Below are 21,732 nucleotides of genomic sequence, written 5' to 3'. Positions count from 1 at the left end.
GTCAGAGCATTGTTTTTTTGAGCACGTAATTGTTGTAAGAGTAGGCAGTAGTGACAGATCGAGTATACGTAGAGTTGGCGGATGTCCTGTTGGGGCTGGAATTGGAACTCCGAAATTTAGGTTTGTGGCGGGAAGACCCGCCGCACGAGGAGGCTCTCGCCAGTGTGACGCCATTTTGCGCAGACACGCTGGAGTTCCATGAGTGGCTGCAATTCATATTTATTGAACGCATGAAAGTGATTGTGGAATACCGTGCGCCCATGCCGCCTATGCGTAGTGGAATTGAGCCGGCGGCGGAAATGGCGTATCAAGGGCAACTGAGTAAAGTGGCTGGCCTTTTAGCTTCATTGCGCAAGGTGGACGAAGCCATCAACAACGCGCGGGACGTATTGCCGGATGGTCAGGGATTCAGTCGGAACTAAGTAAATCGTGCACGTGATTCCGCACCTGAGGAATCACCTCTTCTTCAAACCAGGGCCGTTGCTTCAACCATAAAGTGTTGCGAGGAGAAGGGTGCGGTAGTGGAACCAGTCGGGGAAACCAGTCGCGCCAATGCATAACGTTTTCCGATAAGCTTTTGTAAGCATTCGGCAAATAAGCTTGCTGCGCGTACTGTCCCACCAATAGGAAAGTCTCCAGACGAGGCAGGTGCGCCAGAATTTTGTGGTGCCAGTGTTGATGACACTCTTTTCGCGGAGGAAGGTCGCCGCTGCGGCCTTTGCCGGGATAGCAAAATCCCATCGGCATGATGGCGATCCGGCTGGTGTCGTAAAAGATACCTTTGTCCAAACCGAGCCAGGCGCGCAGCCTGTCGCCACTGGGATCATTCCAGGGAATGCCGGTTGCGTGCACGCGAGTCCCCGGCGCCTGCCCGATAATCATCAGACGGGCGGCGGCGCCCACTTTCACAACAGGGTTGGGATCCAAGTGCTGTTCGCACAGCCTGCACGCCCGGACCTCCCGCAACAGCAGGCTTAATTCATTATCGTTATCTGTTGTATCTATCCGTCTTTGTGTCATCGTCTCAGGGGTATAAAGGCTTCGTTATTGGCGAACCCGATTATCCATACAACGAAGGCTTTTCCTGGAAAGGGGCTTGCGCATTCTCGCTCAGTAGTTGGTTCAGGCGCCTATCATGACATCTACGCCCTGATCCGCATATATCTGCTTGATCTTTAGCAGGTCGTCTCGCAGGGATTCCGAGGGGAAGATTTTGCCCAGAATGCGGCCGCGCTTACGTTTGCTGTCCGACATCATCAGGATGATCGGCGCACCGGCTGCTTTGGCGATATGCCAGAATCCAGTGCGTATGGGTTTACGCTCTTCCCGCATTTTGTTGCGGGTGGCCTCTGGTGCGATGGCCAGGGTAAAGGTGGCGCGTTTGGCGAACTCCGTACGCATCTGATCGACAAGATTGGTTTTGGAGCCTCTGTCTACAGGGATACAGCCGAATTTGGATAGGAACCAGGAGAATGGCCACACAAACAGATCTTTTTTGACCAGTGTGTGCAGTTTGCGGCGGTAAATACAGAACAGCGCCAGAATACGCACCCCGTCCATGTTTGTGGTGTGAGGAAAGCCGATCACCACTTGCTTATCTTCCCACAGCTCTGGTTTTTCGTCATAAGTCCAGCCGCTGAATTTGAAAAGGAGTTTTGAAAGCAGGTACAACATTGCTGTTAATTCCGGGTAAAAATGGTGTGGGACGGAGCCACTTTTAAGGTTTCAGCCCGCCATTGTAACTCACAACCGATTGTAACTCACAACCGTCAGAGCGGGTACACAAGTCCATGGTCGCCAGGCTGTGATAGATGGAGCCGTTTGTTCCCTGTGTGCTCTGATAAAGTTCAACAGCCTCTACGTAAAATTGGAGTGGAGCGATCAGGTTGGCTCGCAAATCCAGACGCTGACGTCGGGAACGTCCTCTGGCCAAGGTAAGGTGAGGGCGAAAAACACGTTCGTCGACGGGCTCCCCAACATGTGCTATGCGGGATTTGATATGTTCATGCAGCGCTAGCAAACGATCATTGGCTCTAATCTGCGCAGTCAGGTATCCCGCGCGCTGGACGCTGGGAAAGGGGGTAATGGTCTCGAACACAATAGAAAAAGGCGGGAAGCCCTGTAAACACTCGCGGACGTCCTCCACCAGACGCTGCGCTACCTCAGGGTGAAGGTCAGCAAAAAAATGCAGGGTGATATGCAGCTGCTCCCTTGTTTGCCAGCGATAGTGGCGCGATAGCTCTGGATGCAGTGTTTGCAGGCGCTCCATGTCCAAGAGCAGACGCTCTTTGACGCTAAGGGGTGGAACCAGGGTAAAAAAGCATCTCATGGCGGTTGTAGGGTTATTTGCGTTGCTGTAGTTGCTTCAGCAGATCCCACTTTTGCGCGGTGGAATAGCTGCTCCAGTCCAGGATTTCCTGCAATGTGCGCTTACATCCGCAGCAGACATCATGTTCATCGAGGCAGCAGTTACGCACGCAAGGGTTGGCGGGTTCGCCGTCGGCGTCGGTTTGGCTTGGGGCTTTGCTTGCGCCGCTCCACCAATCTTGTGGGGGCGTTGACGGTGGCCAGCGTTTGGGCATAAGCGACTCGCTTTGAAGGCTCGTCTCAGTTCAGCGGGAGGCCGATCTGACCTCCTTCAGGGTTAAGCACGCCTTGCTTCAGGGCGTTAAAGAACTCCGGCAATTGATCGGAAGGCATGGGCAGGGAGTATAGATGTCCCTGTACGTAACGAACATTGTGATTACGGAAGAAGGTTTCTTGTTCTGTTCTCTCTATGCCTTCCACAATGACGCGCATATTCATGCGGCTGGCGATACTGAGCAAAGTCTCAAGAATGGCGGCGTCATAGTCGTCTCCCGGTACGTTGCGGGTGAGGGCGCGGTCGATTTTTACTGCGTCCACCGGTAGCCGGGCCAAGTTGGACAGTGAAGAAAGGCCGGAGCCGAAGCTGTCGATGGTGATATTGACGCCGATCTCCTTGAGCCTGCCTAATATATCCGCTGCTTCTGCAGGATTGTTCACCAACACCTGCTCGCCGATCTCCAGGTTTAGAAATGCGGGATTGACGCGTATTTCGGCGATGACTCGCTTCAACGTCTCCACCATCTGAGGGTGATGCAGTTGGCGTGCGGAAATGTTGATCGCCACTTGTACGTGAGAGCGGCTCATGGCCTGAATCGCCCTGCATTGCAGGCAGGCGTTGTAGAAGATCCACTCGCCCAGGGCGGGCAGTAGACCGGTTTGTTCGGCCACTGTGATGAATTCATGCGGCGCCAGCACGCCCCGCTTGGGGTGACGCCAACGCAGCAGGGCCTCCAGTCCGACAATATGCTGGTTTTCCAGGTCGATCTGGGGCTGATAGTAGATATCGAACTGATGTCCGGATATGGCCGCGCGCAGCTCTTGCTCTGTATTGATCTGGTGCGTGAGCTCGTCGTTCATTTCCTTCTGATAAATCTGGATGTTGTTGCGACCGGCTTTCTTGGCGCGGTACATGGCCATGTCAGCGTTTTTTAGCAGCACAGAATATTCCACGCCGTCCCTGGGCGACACGGTGACGCCGATACTGGTGGTGATCACCAGTTGCTGTCCAGGCAGCTCGACGGGTTTGGTAATGGCTTCCAGCAGGTTGCGGCCCACCAATTCACAGTCTTCGGCTCCGTTGACCCGGTTCAGAAGGATGGCGAACTCATCGCCGCCAAGACGGGCGATAGTGTCTTCCTCCCGCACACAGGACGCCAGACGACGGCAGATCTCCTGCAGCAGCGTATCGCCGGCGTCGTGACCCAGGGTGTCGTTGATGCGTTTGAAGTGGTCTATATCCAAGCTGATCAAGCCGACGTCATGTTGCCGGCGGGAGGCCTGCTTCAAAGCCTGGCGGCAGCGATCCTCGAACAGGCGACGATTGGCGGCGCCCGTCAGTACATCGTAGTGGGCGAGAAAGTGCAGTTGGTTCTGGGTTTCGCGGATGGTGGAGATGTCCTGGCCGATAATGATCGCCTGGGTCAGCTCCTCGTCCACATCCACCACGCGGTTGATGTTCCACAGCATGACGTGGGAGCCGCCATCCGCCGCAGTCATTTCGCTTTCCAGATTTTCCACCGGGACGCCGGTTTCCAGCACCTTGGTGATTTTCCAGGCGGTTTCATCCTGAAACGCCTTCGGCACGAAGCAGGTGATGTAATTCTTGCCGTAGATATCTTCCCGGTGGTACCCGAATAGTCGACTGGCGGCGCCATTCCACTGAACGATGCGGAAGTTCTTGTCCATGACAATGATGGGGCTTCCCGCTGTTTCAATAATGGCGCGGTAGCGACGGGTTGATGTGCGGAATGAGCGCTCCGCCTGCTTGCGAATATGTACTTCGTCCTGCAACTCCTGATTGATGGCCTCAAGCTCGCGGGTGCGTCGCTGCACCAGTTGCTCAATAGCGTCTTCCACTCGCGAGCGATCATCGGCGAGCGCAGACAGGTAGAGGCTGAATATGGTCATCACCGCCACTTCGCTGTGAAACAGATTAAAGCGGGCGAGAGAGCCATATCCGGTATCGCCGTAACCATAAGCCAGCAGCGCGGCCAGTCCGGACAGAGAGATCGCGAGCACCCCGCCGAAACGGCCAAAGCGCAAGCTCGACCAGGCGAATAGTGGCAGGAGTAAGAATAAAGCCATGCCGCCGTTTTTAATCAGCAGACCTCCCGCCATGAGGAGTAAAGCGATCCATGTCAGCACCTCCCAGATCCGGGCGATGGCGAGAGCGTAGAACTCTTTCCTGCGACGCCACTGGGTATAAATCGGGACGGTCAGCAGAATGGGCATGCCGATGCTGTACAGAAGATAAAGCGTCGTTTGCAGCAGTACTTCCCCAGGCATAGCTCCACCTACCAGTAATGCGATAGGCAGGCCAGCCGCCAAGGCGCTCAGGAACAGACTGGCCAGCAGATTCCATAACCGGGTTTCCGAGTGGGGTGGAGTGACGTTTGTCTGCAACAGCAGATACAGGCGCTTCAATAGTATTGGCTGTGCGCAAAGCGCGGCGCTGATAGCGACGATAAGGGGGAGTGCGGCAATCAGCGGATGAGAGGTTTCCTGGCGCCATAACGCCAACACGCCGGTAAACGTGGCGATAATGATAACCGGCAGGGCGCGCAGCCCGTAACGGAAATAGGCAATGGCGCAAACGGCGGCGCTGGGCCAGATCCAGGGAAGAGATTCAACGGAAGTGAATAAGCCGGCGGAAAGCGCGCTGACAACAGCGACTGCGCCAATAATAAGCAAAGTTCGCCATTCGCCGCGTCCCGACGATGATGGGGAGTCGTTGCTTATCAGGCCGTTGTCATCTGGCATGTTGTATTAGGAACCGGATGCTGCTGTTCCCTGTGTCCCTGAGTCAGTTTGAGCGCGAATTTGCGACCGTGTAAGGAAACTATAGTGTAATCAGACTGCTTCCGACGACATCACGACTGCAACGATATGTATCCTCATGTAACTGAACGTAAAGGGATTTGCAGTGTGTCGTCGGGAGCTTGCTGGCGCTGTCGCCTCAGATCAGGCGCATGGAAAGGTCAATGGCGCGGCAGTGTTTGGTGACGCCGCCGATGGAGATGAAGTCCACGCCAGTTTCAGCGATCGCCGCCAGGGTTTCGGAAGTGACGCCACCGGACGCCTCAAGTTTGGCGCGCCCCTTATTAACGGCGACAGCATGCGCCATTTGATCAATACTGAAGTTGTCCAGCATGACGATATCGGCGCCGGCGTTAAGGGCTTCCTGCAGTTGCTCCATGGTTTCCACTTCCACTTCCACCGGTTTGCCGGGGGCGATGCGGTGGGCTTCTTCCACTGCGTTATGGATGGAGCCGCAGGCCATGATGTGGTTTTCCTTAATCAGGAACGCGTCCCACAGACCGATGCGGTGATTGCGGCAGCCGCCACAGGAGACCGCGTATTTTTGCGCGACCCGCAGGCCCGGCAGTGTTTTGCGGGTGTCCAACACTTTGGCTTTGGTGTGGCTGACCATATTGGCGTATTGGCGCGCCTGGGTCGCCACACCGGACAGGGTTTGCAGGAAATTCAATGCGGTGCGCTCCGCCGTCAGCAGTGACCGTGCGCGTCCGCTGACGGTGAACAATACGTCATTGGCGCGGGCCTGGTCGCCGTCTTTGAATTTCCAGTCCACTTTGCAGTCCGGGTCGACTTTGGCGAAAACAGCGTTAACCCACTCCACACCGCAGATGATAGCGTCTTCACGAGTAATGACTCTTGCTTCGGCGCGCTGTTCCGCAGGAATCAGCATGGCGGTGATGTCGCCTGAACCGATGTCTTCCGCAAGGGCTTTCTCTACGTCTTGTTGAATGGCGGGTTGAATGAGTTGTTCCAACATATATAAAGGCTCAAAGTGTGGTGTGTGAATTCGGCGATAAAATCAGCGTGCCGTTACGTTGAGTGAACGATAATCGTTGCAAAGCGCTCATCCCGAGCAGGATTTCGTCTTCTTCCGTCATGGAAGAGAGAATGCTGGCCTCAACGTTATGCAACTCGAAGGGGCCGATGGTGAGCGTTTTCAGATAGGTGCGAGTGGCCTCGACGGCGCCGTTGGCGGTCTGTACGTAGCCCCGGCTCAGCTTGGGCAACTTCAAGCGCTCCGCCAACTCGGCGGGCACCGCCACGGTAGTGGCGCCGGTATCCAGCAGGAAGTCCACTTGCTCTCCGTTGATGAGTCCAGTAGTCAGGTAGTGGCCCTGATAATTGGATTGTAAGACCAATTCCTGCGCTCCATTGGCGGACTGGATTATCACGGGGGACTGATTGGGATTCTGCCTCTTCTTTTCCCAAAAGTCGAAAAACTGGGTTAGCAGGAGAATGCCGACGATCCATGCGGCGATGAACATTCCTTTTCCGATTCCGCGGACCTGTGAGGGATTATTTTGACTCATAACTGCGGGCTTGATTTGGATACCGGATAATTCTTCAAGGCAGGTCATAATAACCTATAAACGGAGTCTCACAAGAGGCAATTAATTCAAGGGTTTCAAAGCGGTATCGGTTAATGTGTGATCAGTGTCACCCGGCAACAATTTGTGACAAAAGACGGTATGGTGACGGTATATACTTGCACCGTGGACAATATTACGTCGCTTTGTGACGTATTTTGTCAAGCAATGCATGTGGTTACCTGTTGTCAGGAAGTGCTAGTTGGGAGAAAGTATGTCAACGAGTTCAAAAGTTGTCCGTCTTGACGTTTCAAGGAGTCAGCAAGAGGCTGTCAAGGGTGTGAAGTTACCGGCACTGTTAATCAAATTACGCGACCGTTGTGGCGAGCACAACCGTAAACTCCTGGACAGGTTATTTGAGCAAGTTGACGACTCGTTTTTTGACTTGGCGGACAAATCCGCGACTAACTCTGAGCAGGCGTTGTTCTTTGACGCCATGCGTGAAATCCGCCTGAAGAAAGAGCGTATCGCTGCGCTTTTCATGCAGTATTACAATCGCGACTTTCAGTTTCCCGACGCACAAACCCCTGGAATGCTGAAGGCCAACTTCGATCCTCAAAATCTGACGCTGGTGCAGGACGATAAGCTGGAGGAGCAGGTCGCCATCGACAATATGGTGAACCGCTTTAAAAGCGAAATTGGCCGTGACCTTGAGCACCTGACCATTCGTTTGGACTCGCTGTTGTTTGACGTCAGCGTGGAAGAGGAAAACAACCCGCTTGGCCCCCAGCGCATGGTCACCAATTTCGTTACCGCCTGCGCCGAACTGGATATGGGGATTCGCGCCAAGCTGGTGTTCTTCAAACTATTTGAAAAACACGTGCTGACGCAGAATAAAGCCGTGCTGGAAGCCGCTAACAAATTCCTGGCGGAGCAGGGCGTGATGCCTGATCTGAGCGCCAGCCGCAGCGTGCGTCGCACTGGCGTTAATTTGCCTCATGCCAGCGGCTCGGTGATTGATCAGAACACCGGCGCGGTGGGTGAGTACAATGAAGGCGGGTGGGATCCACAAATTGATCCGCTGCAATATATGCGTCAATTTTCTGACGCTCAATTGGCGGGCGCGGCGGGAGCGGCGGCCAATTTGCCTGTTGTTCAGCAAACTGCGTTATTAAATTTACTGTCCCGTCTGCAGACAAACAATAAGGCTCCGGCGGCGGCGTTGTCTGATAATGGCTTGATCAACTTCATGAGTTTGATGGAGCGTGCGGTCCTCAGCAAGGAAGGACAGCCCCGCGCATCCGTGGGTCGTTTGGACCAGGATGTGATGAACCTGGTCACCATGTTGTTCGAATTCATTTTGGATGACCGTCAATTGCCGGCGGCGATTCGCGCGGTGATTGCGCGTTTGCAGATTCCCATTCTGAAAGTGGCGTTGCTGGATCGCACCTTTTTTAATCAGGGCGGTCACTCTGCGCGTAGATTGCTGAATGAAATGGCCACCGCCTCTATTGGCTGGACTGAAAAAGCGCCAGGCGAACCTGACCCGTTCCTCGCCAAGCTGGAGGAAGTGGTGCAGCGTCTGGTGACGGAGTTCGACAACGACATCACCATCTTTGACGAAGTGCTGGAAGATTTCATCCGTTTCCGCGAGAGCGATAAAAAGCGTCGGCACCTGCTGGAGCAGCGCACTCGCGACGCGGAAGTCGGGCGCGCCAAATCCGACGCCGCCAAGAAAGTGGTGCAGGATGTTCTGAACGATATGCTGGCCGGCAAGAACATTCCTGCTCTGGTGATGGAAGTATTAAAGGAAGGCTGGAGCAATTATATGGTGCTGCTGCAGCTGAAAAGCGGTAGAGAGCATCCCGATTGGCTGCAGGCTCAATCTGTGGCGGCGCGACTGATTCAGGGGTGCGATCCTGAAGATACAAGCGCGGAAGCGCCGGAAGTCGCGGCGGTGGATAAGTTGATGGAGGAACTGCGCACTGGTCTGCAACAAACTGCATACAAGCCGTTCGAGCTGGATAAGACCCTGCGTCAGCTGCAGAAGGTGTTGTCGGAAACCACACAGCAACGTCTGGCGAAAGAGATGACGCTGGATGATGAAGACATGGTGGAGGTGGAAACGCTGGAAGTGACGTCCGCGCCTGCTGTTAAGAACGAAGACGCTTACATCCAGGCCGCCATGCGAGTGTTGAAAACGCCAGAGCCGCCGGTGGCGTTACGCAAAGCCCAGGAGCCGATGCCAGAAACTGCGCCTGAACCGGTTACGGAAGTCGCTGAAGTTAGGCAGCCTGAGCCAGTGGCGCAAGCGCCAGCCCGTATTGTCCTGATTGAAGAAGACAACGAAGAGCCGGCGGTGGAAGTAGAAGCGGATGAAGACAGTCTGAAACTGGTTGATCGCCTGAACATCGGCACCTGGGTGGAGATCAACGAAGGCGAAGACAAGAAGTATCGCTGCAAGCTGGTAGCGATTATTCAGACAACTGGCAAGTACATCTTCGTAAACCGCATGGGTGTTAAAGTGGCGGAGAAGAGCCGTATGGGGCTGGCGATCGCTCTGAAGAGCGGAGGTATGTCGCTGCTGGATGACGGCCTGCTGTTTGACCGCGCGCTGGAGTCCGTTATCGGCACCTTGCGCAAGGAAACCCCTAAGAAATCCTAGTTCGCCCACCGGTCCCATTGAGGGGATCGGTGTCGGCATAAAAGTGATATTTTATCCTCATTGCATTCCCTCTCATACCCGCTCTCCTCAGCCTAATTCTTTCGACAGGCTTGATCCACGCCTAAACTCTATCTAAAGTTCTGATTTCGCTGCGCTTCCTAAGCTGGGCCAAAACCTGTGGAAAATTCTGAATTTACAATAGACGCTCAGGGATGGTTGAGTCTGGTGAAGCGAATGCCTTCGCCTAATTTCAATCAACGACCGACAGATGCGGAGATCAGTCTGTTGGTGGTTCATAATATCAGCTTGCCTCCTGCTCAGTTTCGTGGCGAGTTTGTCTGTGATTTCTTCCTGAATCGTCTGGACTGTGCGGCTCATCCTTATTTCAGGGAGATCAGTCATTTACAGGTTTCCTCGCATTTGTTCGTCCGTCGTGATGGCGAGGTTATTCAGTTCGTGTCTCTGCATGACAGGGCGTGGCATGCGGGACGCTCGTCCTGGCTTGGGCGGGATAACTGTAACGACTATTCCATTGGCGTTGAGCTGGAAGGCGCGGACGATATTCCTTATGAGGCGATTCAATATCGGCAACTAGCCCGCATTGCGAAGGCCGTACGCAAGGCCTTTCCTCTGATAACGACGGATAGAGTGGTTGGCCACAGCGATATTGCGCCGGGCCGTAAAACCGATCCCGGACCCGAGTTTGATTGGCCTAAACTTAGAAAACTGATGTCGAACGAAGAAGGATAATCAAATGAAATTTCTGGTTTTGCTGCTGACGTACATCATGCAGAAGAGGCTGAATCTGACTCTGAGTCGGCGGCACGACCAGTGGGCGAAAAGCTTCCTGACCTTTTTCGAGCTGCGCCTGCCGGTAATTCGCAACAGCGCGCCTTTCTATCTGCTGATCGCACTGGCGGCGCCGGCGTTGGCGTTGTTTATCGTTCTGCGCCTGACTGATGAGGTATTCTTCGGTTTTCTGACTTTGTTTGTGCACATTGTCATGCTGTTTCTCTGTCTGGGATGCGGGTTTCTTAAGCAGTCGGTGGACATCTACCTGCAGCAGTGGCGGGAGGGCCGTTTTCAGTCGGCCTTTCGAACTCTGGAAGAGGCGGAGATTCACATTGACGACGCCCAGAATATGAGCCCTGCACAGCTTCATTACGCCGCCTGTTCACAGTATCTGTATCAAACCTTTGTGCGTTATTTCATGGTGATTTTCTGGTATATGGCGATTGGACCTGTTGGGGCGCTGCTCGCAAGGCTGGCTCACGTCGCCGGGCGCGATCCTTCTGTCTATGTGCCGCAGCAGATGACGACCGTATACAAGGCGCTGGAATGGATACCTTCCCGGCTGTTGGCGTTGAGTTTTGCCCTGGCGGGTAACTTTGGCGGCGCCATTAAGCAATCCGCCAATGATATGATCGATCCCCATGCGGATGCTTTCACCGTTTTGCGCAAGGCGGCCGGCGGCGCAGTGGAGATTTATCCGGTGGGGGCGCCCAGCGCAGGGGCGGCTCAGGATGTCGATTTGGAAGTGAAGCAAATGTGCGCGATTAGAGATTTGCTCAATCGCGCCATGATTATCTGGTTTATTCTAATCGCGCTGCTGACGGTGGCGGGACATATGGGGTGAATGGCCCGCAGATGAGGACGTCTTACGCTGTGTAGGGCGTCAGCGTCGGCTCCAGCTCTTTGAGCAATTCGCCGAGGCTGGCGGCGAGCGTGCGTTGCGGCGGCCGACCGGCTTCTTCCAGATAGACTTCGCCGGAATGATTATCCACTGTGACGATACGGTCGTCGGCAGTAAGCCCGATGAAAAGAGTTAATCCCTGACGGCGTTTGCTTTTCTGAAAGGCGTGTCCCAATAGATTTTCCCGCAGGGTTTCCATGTCTTCTTCATTCCACAGTTGAATCAGACTGATTTCTCCAAACGGACTTGAGCACCAGAGGCCATCGCTCCAATAGCTGCCGTAAAACGCGATGATGGAGGGATGAATGGCGACTTCCAGGCCTTGCTCCAACCCGTCGAATAGAGTGAAGTCCATGTGCGGCTTGGGCGTCCAGTAGAACACGCCGGCCTCTTCATCGACTTGCTCCACGCAGGGAGAATCCAGCATGTAGCGAGTCTCCTCATTGAGTGGGATGCAGGGACGTTGTCGCGACGAAGAGTGGTGGCGCTCGATAAACGTATTGGTCAGCTCGCCAAGGCGCGCAGTAACTTCATGTTGGCCCATATAACCTTTCTAAAGATGCGTTAGATTACAAAAAACTTGCGAAAGAATGCAGGACTCGCCGGGATCCTGCAAGTTCCTCCCAATATTTAAGCTAAACTTTGCAGAAAGGAAGTAATGATAAAAATACGGATACACCTAAGCGGCGCGTAATGAGCGTCGAAATGCGGCCAATAATAAGTCCTTGCATATATTAAGAAGGCGGAGAGGTGATCGAGTGAGGCGGATTCTCTGGCCTGCCATCAGGCTCATGAACCAGTTGAAACTGGTCTACAAATTTTTGCTGATCAGCATTCTGTTTCTTCTTCCGATAATCGCGTTGGGTTATAGCCTGGTCAGTCAGCTCTACGATGATGTCAGACAAATCGAAAATGAAGTCGAAGGTATGACTGTCATTAAGCAGTCCGCTGAGCTGTTGAAGTTGGCGCAACAGTACAGGGACTATCGCAGCGTGGCGAAGCTGCGACAGGCGCCTGAGCTGGAGCGGCGCACGATGGAAATCCGTTCCTCTATCGATAACGTTTTGGCGAAGTTGGATGCTGCGGAGTTACACTTCGACGTTAATCATGACTTGCGTAAGCAACTGGAAGATCTCACCGCCTCCTGGCGCAGCCTGATTCAGGGGGATGAGAACCAGATGTCGCTTGATCCGCAGATTACCTACTTCAATTCTTTTGTCAGCAAAGTCGAGAGTTTTCTCAGCAGCGCAACCCAGGTTTCCGGCGTGGCGCAGGACCTGTCACGTGAAGTGCAGTTTTTAATGAAGTTGTCGGACGGGCAGATCATTCGCGCCAGTAATGTCATGGCCCGCGCCCGCGCCAGTGGCGTTTATGCAGCGCTGGAGGGGCAAGTGGGGTTTGACGTGGGCGACGTCCTGAACAAAATCTTCGATAACTTGACCTCTCTCGGCGACAGCTTTTCCAATCAGTTGGAGGTCACGCTCAACGCCAGCCCCATGATTCGCGAGAGGTTGGCGGCGGACGCTGACAGCGTTCGCAATGTGATTATTGAAACCCGGGATTATCTGGATCAGAACATTGTCACGCCTGTGGCGCCTGAAATTGAGTGGCCCGTGTTCGACAAGGCGCTGACTGCGAACATTGATGCGCTGCTGCAATTTAATGACCGCATTTACAACCTGACTGAAACTATCCTGGATCAGCGTTTACAGGAGCGTGAGGTCGCCATGTTGTGGATATTTCTGGTGCAGGGCGTTCTGTTGCTGATCATTGTTTACTTGTATATGGGCTTCTTTGTGTCGGTGAAATCCACCATCGAGCATTTTTCCCTCGGCGCCAGAAAAGTGTCCGACGGAGATTTGACCGCGCGTCTAGAGCTGGATAACCGGGATGAAATGGGCGATCTGACTCGCGCTTTCAATCATATGACAGAGAGAGTGCACACCCTTATGACCAATCTGGTGGCGACGGCGGGCAGTGTGGACCAGCAGGCGCGTCGGGTTAATGCGGTGGCGGTGTCGAGCAGTGAAGCCTCGGAAAAGCAAATGCAGGAAACCCGGCAGATATCCGAGTCGATGCATCAGATGGTGGATACGGTTGCGGAAGTGGCGGGCAGTTCGCAAAGTGTTGAAGATGCCGCGCAACAGGCGGACACCGAAGCGACCAAAGGCAAGCAGGTTGTAGACGCGACGTTGCAGACGATCAGCCGTTTATCGGGGGAAATTGCGGCGTCGGTAGAGACGATTAATCGCGTGGCCCGTGATTCGCAAAATATTTCTCAGGTGCTGGTGGAAATCAAGGCGATTGCGGAGCAAACCAATCTGCTGGCGCTGAATGCGGCCATTGAAGCGGCGCGAGCCGGTGAGCAGGGACGTGGTTTCGCCGTAGTGGCGGATGAAGTGCGCACGTTATCGCAACGCACGCAGAAATCCACGGAGGAGATTGAGACCATGATTTCGCAGTTGCAGACCGGCGTTAAGGAAGCGGTGAGTTCGATGCAAAGCAGCCGCTCAGCGACGGACGCCACGGTGGCGCAATCCCGTGATGTCGCTGCGGCTCTGGATCACATTGTGACGGCCATCGCCAGTATTGTGGATATGAGTCATCAGATTTCTCAGGCGGCGGAGGAACAAACCGCCGTCGCCAAGACCATCGATGAAAATGTCGGCCACATCAGTGGTCTGGGGCGAGAGACCGCGGAGAACGCCAAGGAAACCCTGGCGTCCAGTCGTGAACTGTCAGCGCTCACTGGGGCGCTTCACGATCTACTGGGAGGATTCAAAATATAGCGCGCTACGCTTCCCATTTAGTTTGGGTCCACAATATCTCCTCGCCGCCTTTGCGGCGCGCCAGTGTCCGCGCAGCGACGAAGAGGTAGTCGGAGAGGCGGTTCAGGTAGCCCTGCAGGCAAGGGTTTAACTGTTCTTGCTGCGCCAGGCTGACGACCGTGCGCTCCGCACGGCGACAGATACTGCGCGCCATATGACAATGGCTGGCGGCGCGGTCGCCTCCCGGCAGGATAAAATTCTTCAGGGGCGGGAGTTCTTCATTTAGCTGGTCCAGCCACTCCTCCAGTCGTGTAATGTGTTTATCAATAATAATGAGGTGACCTGGAATGGACAGTTCGCCACCCAGATCAAACAAATCATTTTGAATGCTTTGCAGCTGGGCGTGAAGCACGTCGTCCTGCGTCAGTTCGCAGATGACCACTCCCAGGACGCTGTTGGTTTCGTCGACGGCGCCCATCGCCTCCACCCGCAATGCATTTTTGGCGATACGCTCGCCGTTGCCCAGTCCGGTTGTTCCTTTGTCCCCTGTTCGGGTGTAAATCTTGGAAAGCCTGTTACCCATATGTCCCCCTTGGATGAAATTATTAATATGACAATGATATTGGCATGTTAATAATCAGGCGCATGGATGCGCCTGCGCGGCGGTTAGCCGCGGGAGACAGGGCCTGACATGTGTAGGCCCTGTCGTTGCAGACAAATAGAAGAAAGCTATTTGTCTGCCTGATTAATATTGTGGTCTACGCACTCTGGTCCGAATGGTTGCTCAGAGCGAGGACGCCTGCGGTCAGCTCGCTATTGACAGGATGAGGCTGGCCATGTGCGTCCGCATAATCGCAAATGAATCCGTTGATGGCGTTGATTTCCGTTTGTCTGCCGGCGCGAATGTCCTGCAGCATGGATGAGATATTGTTCGCAGTGCCCTCAGCGACTGCGACGATTCGCGCTTTGATGCTGGCGGCGGGCTCGCCGTATCCCGCCGCGAATAGCGCTGCCGACAGCTCTTCACAAAGCGCATCGATGCGCTCTTGGAAGTAGTGATGTTCGAGAATGTCTCCGTTGCGGCAGTTCAACAGTGCAGTAAAGGGGTTTACGCCGCAATTCACGCTGAGTTTACGCCAGAGCTGTTCGCCAATATCCGCCGTTGCATCGCTGCGGAAACCCGCTTGTTGCAACAGGGAGGTCAGGTGTTGCGCTTCCTGGAATGTAGCTTTGGCTGTGAGGGGGCCAAGCCAGGTCTGACCATGGCCGGCGTGGATAATATGTCCTGCCTTTGGCTGATTCGCGCCTTCTGTTGTGGAGGCGGCGTAAACCGCCATGTTGGCGTATTCCTGTGCAATCTGCATTTGACTACCCATGCCGTTTTGCCATAGCAGAATACGACTTGCCGGAGTGAGTCGGTGTTTAACTGAGTCCAAGGCGGCCGCGGCGGAATAGCTTTTGGTGGTGATAAATAGGGCGGAAATCGGTTCCGCCGCGTTTGCGGTTTCCCAATTTAGTCGCCTTGTTTTGCTTTCGCCTGCTTGGTTAAGCGTTAATGCAATGAACTCGTCATGGGAGTGAAGGGAAGGGGGGCTGCGTAGAATCAGGCGCACATCAGCGAATGGGGAGAGCCGGCAGGCCAGTAGGCCTCCCAGCGATCCATTCCCCAGTATATGTATCCGGTGTCTCATACCGGTATGTCCTTGGTGCGTCAGTCGCCGCCTCTTGATCTGTGAGAGTTAGATCGACTCAATGCGGGAGACTTGTTCGCGTAGCTGAGCCAGCGCAGCTTCTGCTTCCGCGAGTTTCTCTTTCTCTTTCGCTACAACGGCTTCGGGCGCCTTGCTGACGAAGCTTTCGTTGCCCAGCTTGCCTTGCAGGCGCTGTTGTTCTTTCAAAAGCTTGTCAATTTCCTTGCCCAGGCGCGCCAGCTCGGCTTCTTTGTCGATCAGGCCCGCCATGGGGACGAGCACCTGCATGGCTCCAACCAACTGAGTGGCCGCCATAGGCGCTTCTTCGTCCGCCGCCAGCCAGCGAATGGATTCCAGCTTGGCCAGTTTCATCAGGAATGACTGATTGGCTTGCAGGCGGGCTCTGTCGCTGTCATCGCCTTGCGCAAGAATGACGTTGATGGCTTTGGCGGGAGAGATGTCCATTTCGCCGCGAATGTTTCGCACGGCCAAGATGACGCCCTTCAGCCATTCAATAGAGGCGGCGGCTTCCGGGTCGATGCGAGAGGCGTCCGCCACCGGATACGGCTGCTGCATGATGGTGGGTCCGGATTTGCCGGCAAGCTCTTTCACCTTTTGCCAGATTTCTTCCGTGATGTAAGGCATGAACGGGTGCGCCATGCGCAGAGCGGTTTCCAGCACTCGCACCAGTGTACGGCGCGTGCCGCGCTTCAGTTCGGCGGAAGCAGTGTCGTCCCACAGCACCGGCTTGGACAGCTCCAGGTACCAGTCGCAGTATTCGTTCCAGATAAACTCGTAAATAGCCTGAGAGGCCTGGTCGAAGCGGAAAGCTGCGACCGCTTTCTCCACTTGCTGCTCCGTTTCCTGTAGACGGGAGATGATCCAGCGCTCCGCCAGACCCAGCTCGTAACTTTCGTTATTCTGGCCGCAATCCTGACCTTCGGTATTCATCAGCACATAGCGCGCTGCGTTCCAGATCTTATTGCAGAAGTTGCGATAGCCTTCGATACGGCCCACATCGAACTTAATGTCGCGACCGGTGGAAGCCAGGGAGCAGAAGGTAAAGCGCAAGGCGTCAGTACCGTAAGAAGCGATGCCTTCTGCGAATTCGCTGCGGGTGGCCTTCTCAATTTTCGGCGCATCCTGAGGGCGCATCAGGCCGCTGGTGCGTTTGGTGACCAGCGACTCCAGCTCGATGCCGTCAATCAGGTCGATGGGGTCGAGCACGTTGCCTTTGGACTTGGACATTTTGGCGCCCTGCGAGTCCCGCACCAGCCCGTGAACGTAAACGGTCTTGAAGGGAACCTGAGACTTACCGTCTTCGTCTTTGATGAAGTGCATGGTCATCATGATCATGCGCGCCACCCAGAAGAAAATAATGTCGAAACCGGTCACCAGCACGGAAGTAGGGTGATAGGTTTGCAGCTCGCGGGTATTCTCCGGCCAGCCCAGCGTGCCGAATGTCCACAACGCGGAGGAAAACCAAGTATCCAGAACGTCTTCGTCCTGATGCAGCGCGACGCTGGCGTCAATGCTGTACTTGCTGCGTACTTCTTCTTCGTTGCGGGCGACGTAAACATTGCCTTGGTCGTCATACCAGGCGGGAATACGGTGGCCCCACCACAACTGACGGGAGATACACCAGTCCTGCAGGTCGCGCATCCAGGCGAAGTACATGTTTTCGTATTGCTTGGGCACGAACTGGATATCGCCATCTTCAACGGCTTTGATGGCGGGCTCCGCCAGGGCTTTTACCGCTACGAACCATTGGTCGGTCAGGTAAGGCTCGATCACGACGCCGGAACGATCGCCGCGAGGCGCTTTCAGGGCGTGATCTTTGATTTCTTCCAGATAGCCCAGCGCTTCAAAGTCGGCGACAATTTTCTTGCGCGCTTCGTAGCGGTCCAGGCCGGGATAGCCAGCGGGAATCGCTGCTTGCATGTCTGTGTTGGGCGTGCCGTCGCTGTTCACCACTTCGCCTTCGTCGCGGATGCTGGCGTCAATGGTGAAGACGTTAATCATTGGCAATTGATTGCGCTTGCCCACTTCATAGTCGTTAAAGTCGTGAGCAGGCGTGATTTTTACGCAGCCCGTGCCGAACTCCATATCTACGTAGCTGTCGGCGATAATCGGGATCTCGCGGTTCACTACCGGCAGAATCACGGACTTGCCGACCAGGTCGCGGTAGCGATCATCTTCCGGGTTAACGGCTACGGCGGTGTCGCCCAGCATGGTTTCCGGACGTGTTGTGGCTACAACCAGGTAGTCCTTGCCATCCGCCGTTTTTACGCCGTTGGCCAATGGATAGCGGAAGTGCCACAGCTTGCCTTTTTCGTCTTCGGAAATAACTTCCAGGTCTGAAATGGCTGTGTGCAGTTTCGGGTCCCAGTTAACCAGACGCTTGCCGCGGTAAATGAGTTTGTCGTCATACAAGCGAACGAATACTTCCTGCACCGCTTTGTAGAAGCCCTCGTCCATGGTGAAGCGCTCGCGGGACCAGTCCACGGATGCGCCCATACGACGCAACTGGCGGGTAATCGTGCCGCCTGATTCCGCTTTCCACTCCCAGACTTTATTAAGAAACGCTTCGCGACCCAGGTCGTGGCGGGTTTTGTCCTCTTCCGCCGCCAGTTTGCGCTCGACCACCATTTGAGTGGCGATGCCAGCATGGTCCGTTCCAACCTGCCACAAGGTGTCGCGGCCCTGCATGCGATAATAGCGGGTCAGGGCGTCCATGATCGTGTCCTGGAAAGCATGCCCCATGTGCAGGCTGCCGGTGACGTTGGGCGGTGGGATCATGATGCTGAAGGGCTCGCCCTGCTGGCTGGGTTTGAAGAAGCCTTGTTCTTCCCAAAAGGCGTACCACTGACTTTCAATCTGGCCGGGTTGGTAGGTTTTTTCCATCATGACGTATATGTATTCGTTTCGCTCAGGTGCTTGATTCTAGGATCTAAGAATAATAGCCGAAAGAGGCCGCTAAATGGGCGTCTGCAACAGGTGAGCGCACGGGTGCGGAATAGTGGGTGCTAGCGCTGATCAGACGGCCCTGGAAAAGGCCGCATTATACACACCCATGGGATCTTCTGATAGCCGCATGGGCGCATATCGGGCCGCGCCGCATCCCGCAGCGTGGCCGTTATCGGAGGGGATGCTCAGCTTATTTGGATAAGTTGAGGCTGTTCATATGACGGATGACCTCGGCGCGGACCCTTTGCTCGATCTGCGGCATGTACTCCGCCACCACTTTCTGCGTAGTGAGGTGGACGATCCGCTCCAGATCTTTGGTTTCTTTCAAAACCGAACTGGCGGCGGCGTGCGTGCTTTGTTTCTTGAAAAAGGCCTCAAACTCCTTCTGAAACTCCATGCGCTCCAGCGCCAGCTTTTCCAAGTGCTCATAGGGCAAGAATGGATTATTGCCCCGCAGACTGGTCGGTTTTACGTCAACCTGTCCGTTCGCGGGTGTCATCTCCATACTTTCACACTCCTTGCTAAGTTGCGTTTGGGGTTGATTGTTCTGAATTTCGGTAAGGCCGGGATGGGAAGAAGCCAGCTCCGAGTCATCAATCACTATTTCATCCAACAAGGGAATGAGATCACTTTCACTGTCAGCTACAGGAGAACTCATCGGTTATATTCCTCGTAAATCCCAAGTTTCAATTGTAGTTATTAATCAGGCTCCGATTAATTTAATTATTATTTAGACCTCTTTGGGTCTTTATGGAAACGATGACTTGCTCGTTGTCGAGAAATGACTCCCGTTTCCTACTCAATATTTAAGCAGATTCGATGTTATAAGTCTGCAACTCGAAGCCTAATTGTTTATACAGTTTATACACTTTTCTGGATTTCGCACGGGCCTCAGGATCGCCAGTTACAAGCTCTATCACTCTGTTCGCCTTGTCTGGCGGGGCTTCTGTGAGATTTATAACAACTTCGGTGGAAATTGTTTTCGGCAGGCGGGTGCATAAAAAAACAGGTATGTCGGAAGAGGGGGATTCAGGTTCAATACTATGTGGAATAAAGCTTTCCGGCCGAAAGGAATATAATAAATCGTCCAAATGTTCTAGTTCTTTTGAGTCTTTGCATAGGATATATATCCGATGTCCTAATCGATATATCTTTTCGCAAAGTCTACAAAGATAAAAATCCCTTTGTGCAATGTCGCCGGAAGAAAGCAGATGGAAGTCGGCTTTTGGCATGTAATGTATATAAGTAATCGGAATAATTAAATAACCATGGTATCCGAATCGAATACCATGGTCTGTGACAGGGATCGCTTTATATGCGTCGCAATCAGCCTTTGACTTGGCCCAGCAGATACTCGGTCAGCAAAGGCACGGGACGGCCGGAGGCGCCTTTGTCTTTACCTGAGGTCCAGGCGACGCCGGCGATGTCCAGGTGAGCCCAGCGATATTTCTTGGTGAAGCGGGACAGGAAGCAGGCGGCGGTGATGGTGCCGGCGGGGCGGCCGCCAATGTTCTGCATGTCCGCGAAGTTGCTGTCCAGCTGAGTCTGGTACTCGTCCCACAGGGGCAGACGCCAGGCTCTGTCGCCTGTGCTCTCGCCTGCGGCGAGCAGTGCGTCAGCCAGTTTGTCGTCGTTGGCCAGCAAACCGGTGGCGTGGTTGCCCAGTGCGATAATGCAGGCGCCGGTCAGTGTGGCGATGTCCACCACGGTTTCTGGCTTGAAGCGTTCGCAATAAGTGAGGGCGTCGCACAGCACGAGACGGCCTTCGGCGTCCGTGTTCAGAATTTCCACCGTCTGGCCGGACATGGTGGTGACGATGTCGCCGGGCTTGGTGGCTTTGCCGCTGGGCATGTTTTCCGCGGCGGCGATGACGCCGACGACATTGATTGGCGCTTTCATTTCCGCCAGCGCCAGCAACGTTCCAAACACGCTGGCGGCCCCGCACATGTCGTACTTCATTTCATCCATGCCTTCGCCGGGCTTCAGGCTGATGCCGCCGCTGTCGAAAGTAATGCCTTTGCCTACCAGTACATGAGGCTTCTGCTTGTCGTCGCCGCCTTTATATTCGATGACGATCAGGCGGGCGGGCTGGTCGCTGCCTGCTGAGACGGAAAGGAAAGAGCCCATGCCCAGTTCTTTCATCTCTTTTTCACCCAGGGCTTCCGCCTTTAGAGATTTGTACTCTTTAGCGAGCGCCTTGGCTTGTTTAGCCAGATAATCCGGGGTGCAGACATTGCCGGGCAGGTTGCCCAGGTCTTTGGTCAGGCTCATGCCTTTGGCGACGGCGCCGGCTTTGGCGATAGCGGCCTCGATGGCGCTTTTGTCACGTTTGTCGCCAGCGACTTTAACCTGGCTGACTTTAGTCGGCGTAGCCTTCTCGCTTTTCATGTTGTCGAAGGTGTAACAGGCGGATTCCAGCGCGACCACCAGTTGCTCCGTCGCCCAGCCGGCTTTCAACGCATTCAGGGTCAAACTGGATAGCGCGACCACGGCGTTGCCCGCACCGCTTTTGCTCAGGCTTTGCATGACGGATTTTGCGGCTTTACGGAAACCGGCTTCGCTTAATTCTTTCTCTTTACCCAAGCCGACGAACAAAAGACGTTTAATGCCGCCTTCCTGCGGATAAAACCAGCTGGTGGCGGCCAGCTTGGAGGAGATATCGCCAGAAGAGAGCAACTTACCCAGAACGCCTTTGCACTGTTGGTCGAGTTCTGTCCAAACTGCCGACTGGGATTTGCCTTCGACAACGCCGACCACAAGGCAGTCGCTTTTTTGTTTTATCGGGTCGGTGGAAAGAGCGGAATAATTCATAGTGGTTGCGAATCCTCTTAACCTAAATTCATTGGGCTTTGTTCTCCATGCCGGACCAACGTCCGCTTGATGGATGGCGCCGGAGGCGTTCCCTGGGGCGCCGCAGAAGTCTCATTCGATGCGGGAGCGTCGCCCGCCGTTGCAAGAGGCAATCTATATGAGACGTATCCTATACGCAATCAAGTCTACGTTAAGGCTATGAAATTTG

General features: G+C 54.5%; 19 protein-coding genes. 5 read left to right on the top strand and 14 right to left on the bottom strand.

Annotated elements, in window-relative coordinates; all coding sequences use genetic code 11:
• The first annotated feature begins 50 nt into the window (after positions 1 to 50).
• A complete protein-coding gene (locus O5O45_RS16880) occupies positions 51 to 422 on the top strand; it encodes a YqcC family protein (RefSeq protein ID WP_305900553.1) in 372 nt (123 codons plus the stop codon).
• Here O5O45_RS16880 and O5O45_RS16875 read toward each other — a convergent pair.
• The 7 genes from O5O45_RS16875 to O5O45_RS16845 form a co-directional block, all read right to left on the bottom strand.
• Entirely contained in the window at positions 409 to 1,020 is a 612-nt protein-coding gene (locus tag O5O45_RS16875) for a uracil-DNA glycosylase family protein (RefSeq protein ID WP_305900552.1), read from the bottom strand. The genes O5O45_RS16880 and O5O45_RS16875 overlap by 14 nt on opposite strands.
• 102 nt (positions 1,021 to 1,122) lie before the next feature.
• Positions 1,123 to 1,674 (bottom strand): 1-acyl-sn-glycerol-3-phosphate acyltransferase, encoded by a 552-nt coding sequence (locus O5O45_RS16870; protein ID WP_305900551.1) that lies wholly within the window; start codon positions 1,672 to 1,674, stop codon positions 1,123 to 1,125.
• Positions 1,675 to 1,717: 43 nt separating this feature from the next.
• A complete protein-coding gene (gene thpR, locus O5O45_RS16865; RefSeq protein ID WP_305900550.1) occupies positions 1,718 to 2,329 on the bottom strand; it encodes an RNA 2',3'-cyclic phosphodiesterase in 612 nt (203 codons plus the stop codon).
• A gap of 13 nt (positions 2,330 to 2,342) precedes the next feature.
• Positions 2,343 to 2,582 (bottom strand): DUF1289 domain-containing protein, encoded by a 240-nt coding sequence (locus O5O45_RS16860; RefSeq protein WP_305900549.1) that lies wholly within the window; start codon positions 2,580 to 2,582, stop codon positions 2,343 to 2,345.
• A gap of 25 nt (positions 2,583 to 2,607) precedes the next feature.
• The gene (locus tag O5O45_RS16855) at positions 2,608 to 5,346 is read right to left on the bottom strand and encodes a putative bifunctional diguanylate cyclase/phosphodiesterase (RefSeq protein WP_305900548.1); all 2,739 of its coding nucleotides are present in this window, start codon (positions 5,344 to 5,346) and stop codon (positions 2,608 to 2,610) included.
• A gap of 196 nt (positions 5,347 to 5,542) precedes the next feature.
• Positions 5,543 to 6,379, bottom strand: a complete 837-nt coding sequence (nadC, locus tag O5O45_RS16850; RefSeq protein ID WP_305900547.1) for a carboxylating nicotinate-nucleotide diphosphorylase — start codon at positions 6,377 to 6,379, stop codon at positions 5,543 to 5,545.
• Between the two features lie 10 nt (positions 6,380 to 6,389).
• Positions 6,390 to 6,887 (bottom strand): retropepsin-like aspartic protease family protein, encoded by a 498-nt coding sequence (locus tag O5O45_RS16845; RefSeq protein ID WP_305900546.1) that lies wholly within the window; start codon positions 6,885 to 6,887, stop codon positions 6,390 to 6,392.
• A 382-nt stretch (positions 6,888 to 7,269) separates the two neighbouring features.
• Here O5O45_RS16845 and O5O45_RS16840 point away from each other — a divergent pair, with 382 nt between their 5' ends.
• From O5O45_RS16840 to ampE, 3 genes are all read left to right on the top strand, one after another.
• Positions 7,270 to 9,594, top strand: a complete 2,325-nt coding sequence (locus tag O5O45_RS16840; RefSeq protein ID WP_305900545.1) for a DUF1631 domain-containing protein — start codon at positions 7,270 to 7,272, stop codon at positions 9,592 to 9,594.
• A 177-nt stretch (positions 9,595 to 9,771) separates the two neighbouring features.
• Entirely contained in the window at positions 9,772 to 10,344 is a 573-nt protein-coding gene (gene ampD, locus O5O45_RS16835) for a 1,6-anhydro-N-acetylmuramyl-L-alanine amidase AmpD (protein WP_305900544.1), read from the top strand.
• 4 nt (positions 10,345 to 10,348) lie between these two features.
• Positions 10,349 to 11,230: a regulatory signaling modulator protein AmpE gene (gene ampE, locus O5O45_RS16830; protein WP_305900543.1), complete on the top strand. Its 882-nt coding sequence runs from the start codon at positions 10,349 to 10,351 to the stop codon at positions 11,228 to 11,230.
• A gap of 22 nt (positions 11,231 to 11,252) precedes the next feature.
• On the opposite strand, the gene syd is transcribed toward ampE, so the two are convergent.
• Positions 11,253 to 11,831 carry a SecY-interacting protein gene (gene syd / locus O5O45_RS16825; protein ID WP_305900542.1) on the bottom strand — a complete coding sequence of 193 codons (579 nt, stop codon included), beginning with the start codon at positions 11,829 to 11,831 and terminating at the stop codon, positions 11,253 to 11,255.
• A 247-nt stretch (positions 11,832 to 12,078) separates the two neighbouring features.
• Between syd and O5O45_RS16820 the strand changes: the two genes are divergently transcribed.
• Positions 12,079 to 14,076 carry a methyl-accepting chemotaxis protein gene (locus O5O45_RS16820; RefSeq protein WP_305900541.1) on the top strand — a complete coding sequence of 666 codons (1,998 nt, stop codon included), beginning with the start codon at positions 12,079 to 12,081 and terminating at the stop codon, positions 14,074 to 14,076.
• Positions 14,077 to 14,080: 4 nt separating this feature from the next.
• Here the strand turns inward: O5O45_RS16820 and O5O45_RS16815 are convergent, their stop codons facing one another.
• The 6 genes from O5O45_RS16815 to O5O45_RS16790 form a co-directional block, all read right to left on the bottom strand.
• A complete protein-coding gene (locus tag O5O45_RS16815; protein ID WP_305900540.1) occupies positions 14,081 to 14,638 on the bottom strand; it encodes a cob(I)yrinic acid a,c-diamide adenosyltransferase in 558 nt (185 codons plus the stop codon).
• Between the two features lie 175 nt (positions 14,639 to 14,813).
• On the bottom strand, positions 14,814 to 15,746 hold the full coding sequence (locus O5O45_RS16810) for a putative 2-dehydropantoate 2-reductase (protein WP_305900539.1): 933 nt from the start codon (positions 15,744 to 15,746) through the stop codon (positions 14,814 to 14,816).
• A 48-nt stretch (positions 15,747 to 15,794) separates the two neighbouring features.
• Positions 15,795 to 18,650: a valine--tRNA ligase gene (locus tag O5O45_RS16805; RefSeq protein WP_305906217.1), complete on the bottom strand. Its 2,856-nt coding sequence runs from the start codon at positions 18,648 to 18,650 to the stop codon at positions 15,795 to 15,797.
• Between the two features lie 253 nt (positions 18,651 to 18,903).
• Positions 18,904 to 19,371 (bottom strand): hypothetical protein, encoded by a 468-nt coding sequence (locus tag O5O45_RS16800; RefSeq protein WP_127972603.1) that lies wholly within the window; start codon positions 19,369 to 19,371, stop codon positions 18,904 to 18,906.
• Between the two features lie 148 nt (positions 19,372 to 19,519).
• Positions 19,520 to 19,945 (bottom strand): DNA polymerase III subunit chi, encoded by a 426-nt coding sequence (locus O5O45_RS16795; RefSeq protein ID WP_305900538.1) that lies wholly within the window; start codon positions 19,943 to 19,945, stop codon positions 19,520 to 19,522.
• Between the two features lie 94 nt (positions 19,946 to 20,039).
• Positions 20,040 to 21,524, bottom strand: coding sequence for a leucyl aminopeptidase (locus tag O5O45_RS16790; RefSeq protein WP_305900537.1), 1,485 nt, complete (start codon positions 21,522 to 21,524; stop codon positions 20,040 to 20,042).
• Positions 21,525 to 21,732 lie beyond the last annotated feature (208 nt).

Source organism: Hahella sp. HNIBRBA332 (genome assembly GCF_030719035.1).
Taxonomy (GTDB): domain Bacteria; phylum Pseudomonadota; class Gammaproteobacteria; order Pseudomonadales; family Oleiphilaceae; genus Hahella.
Note: the sequence above shows the minus strand (reverse complement) of the source record. Positions and strands in the feature narration are given on the sequence as shown.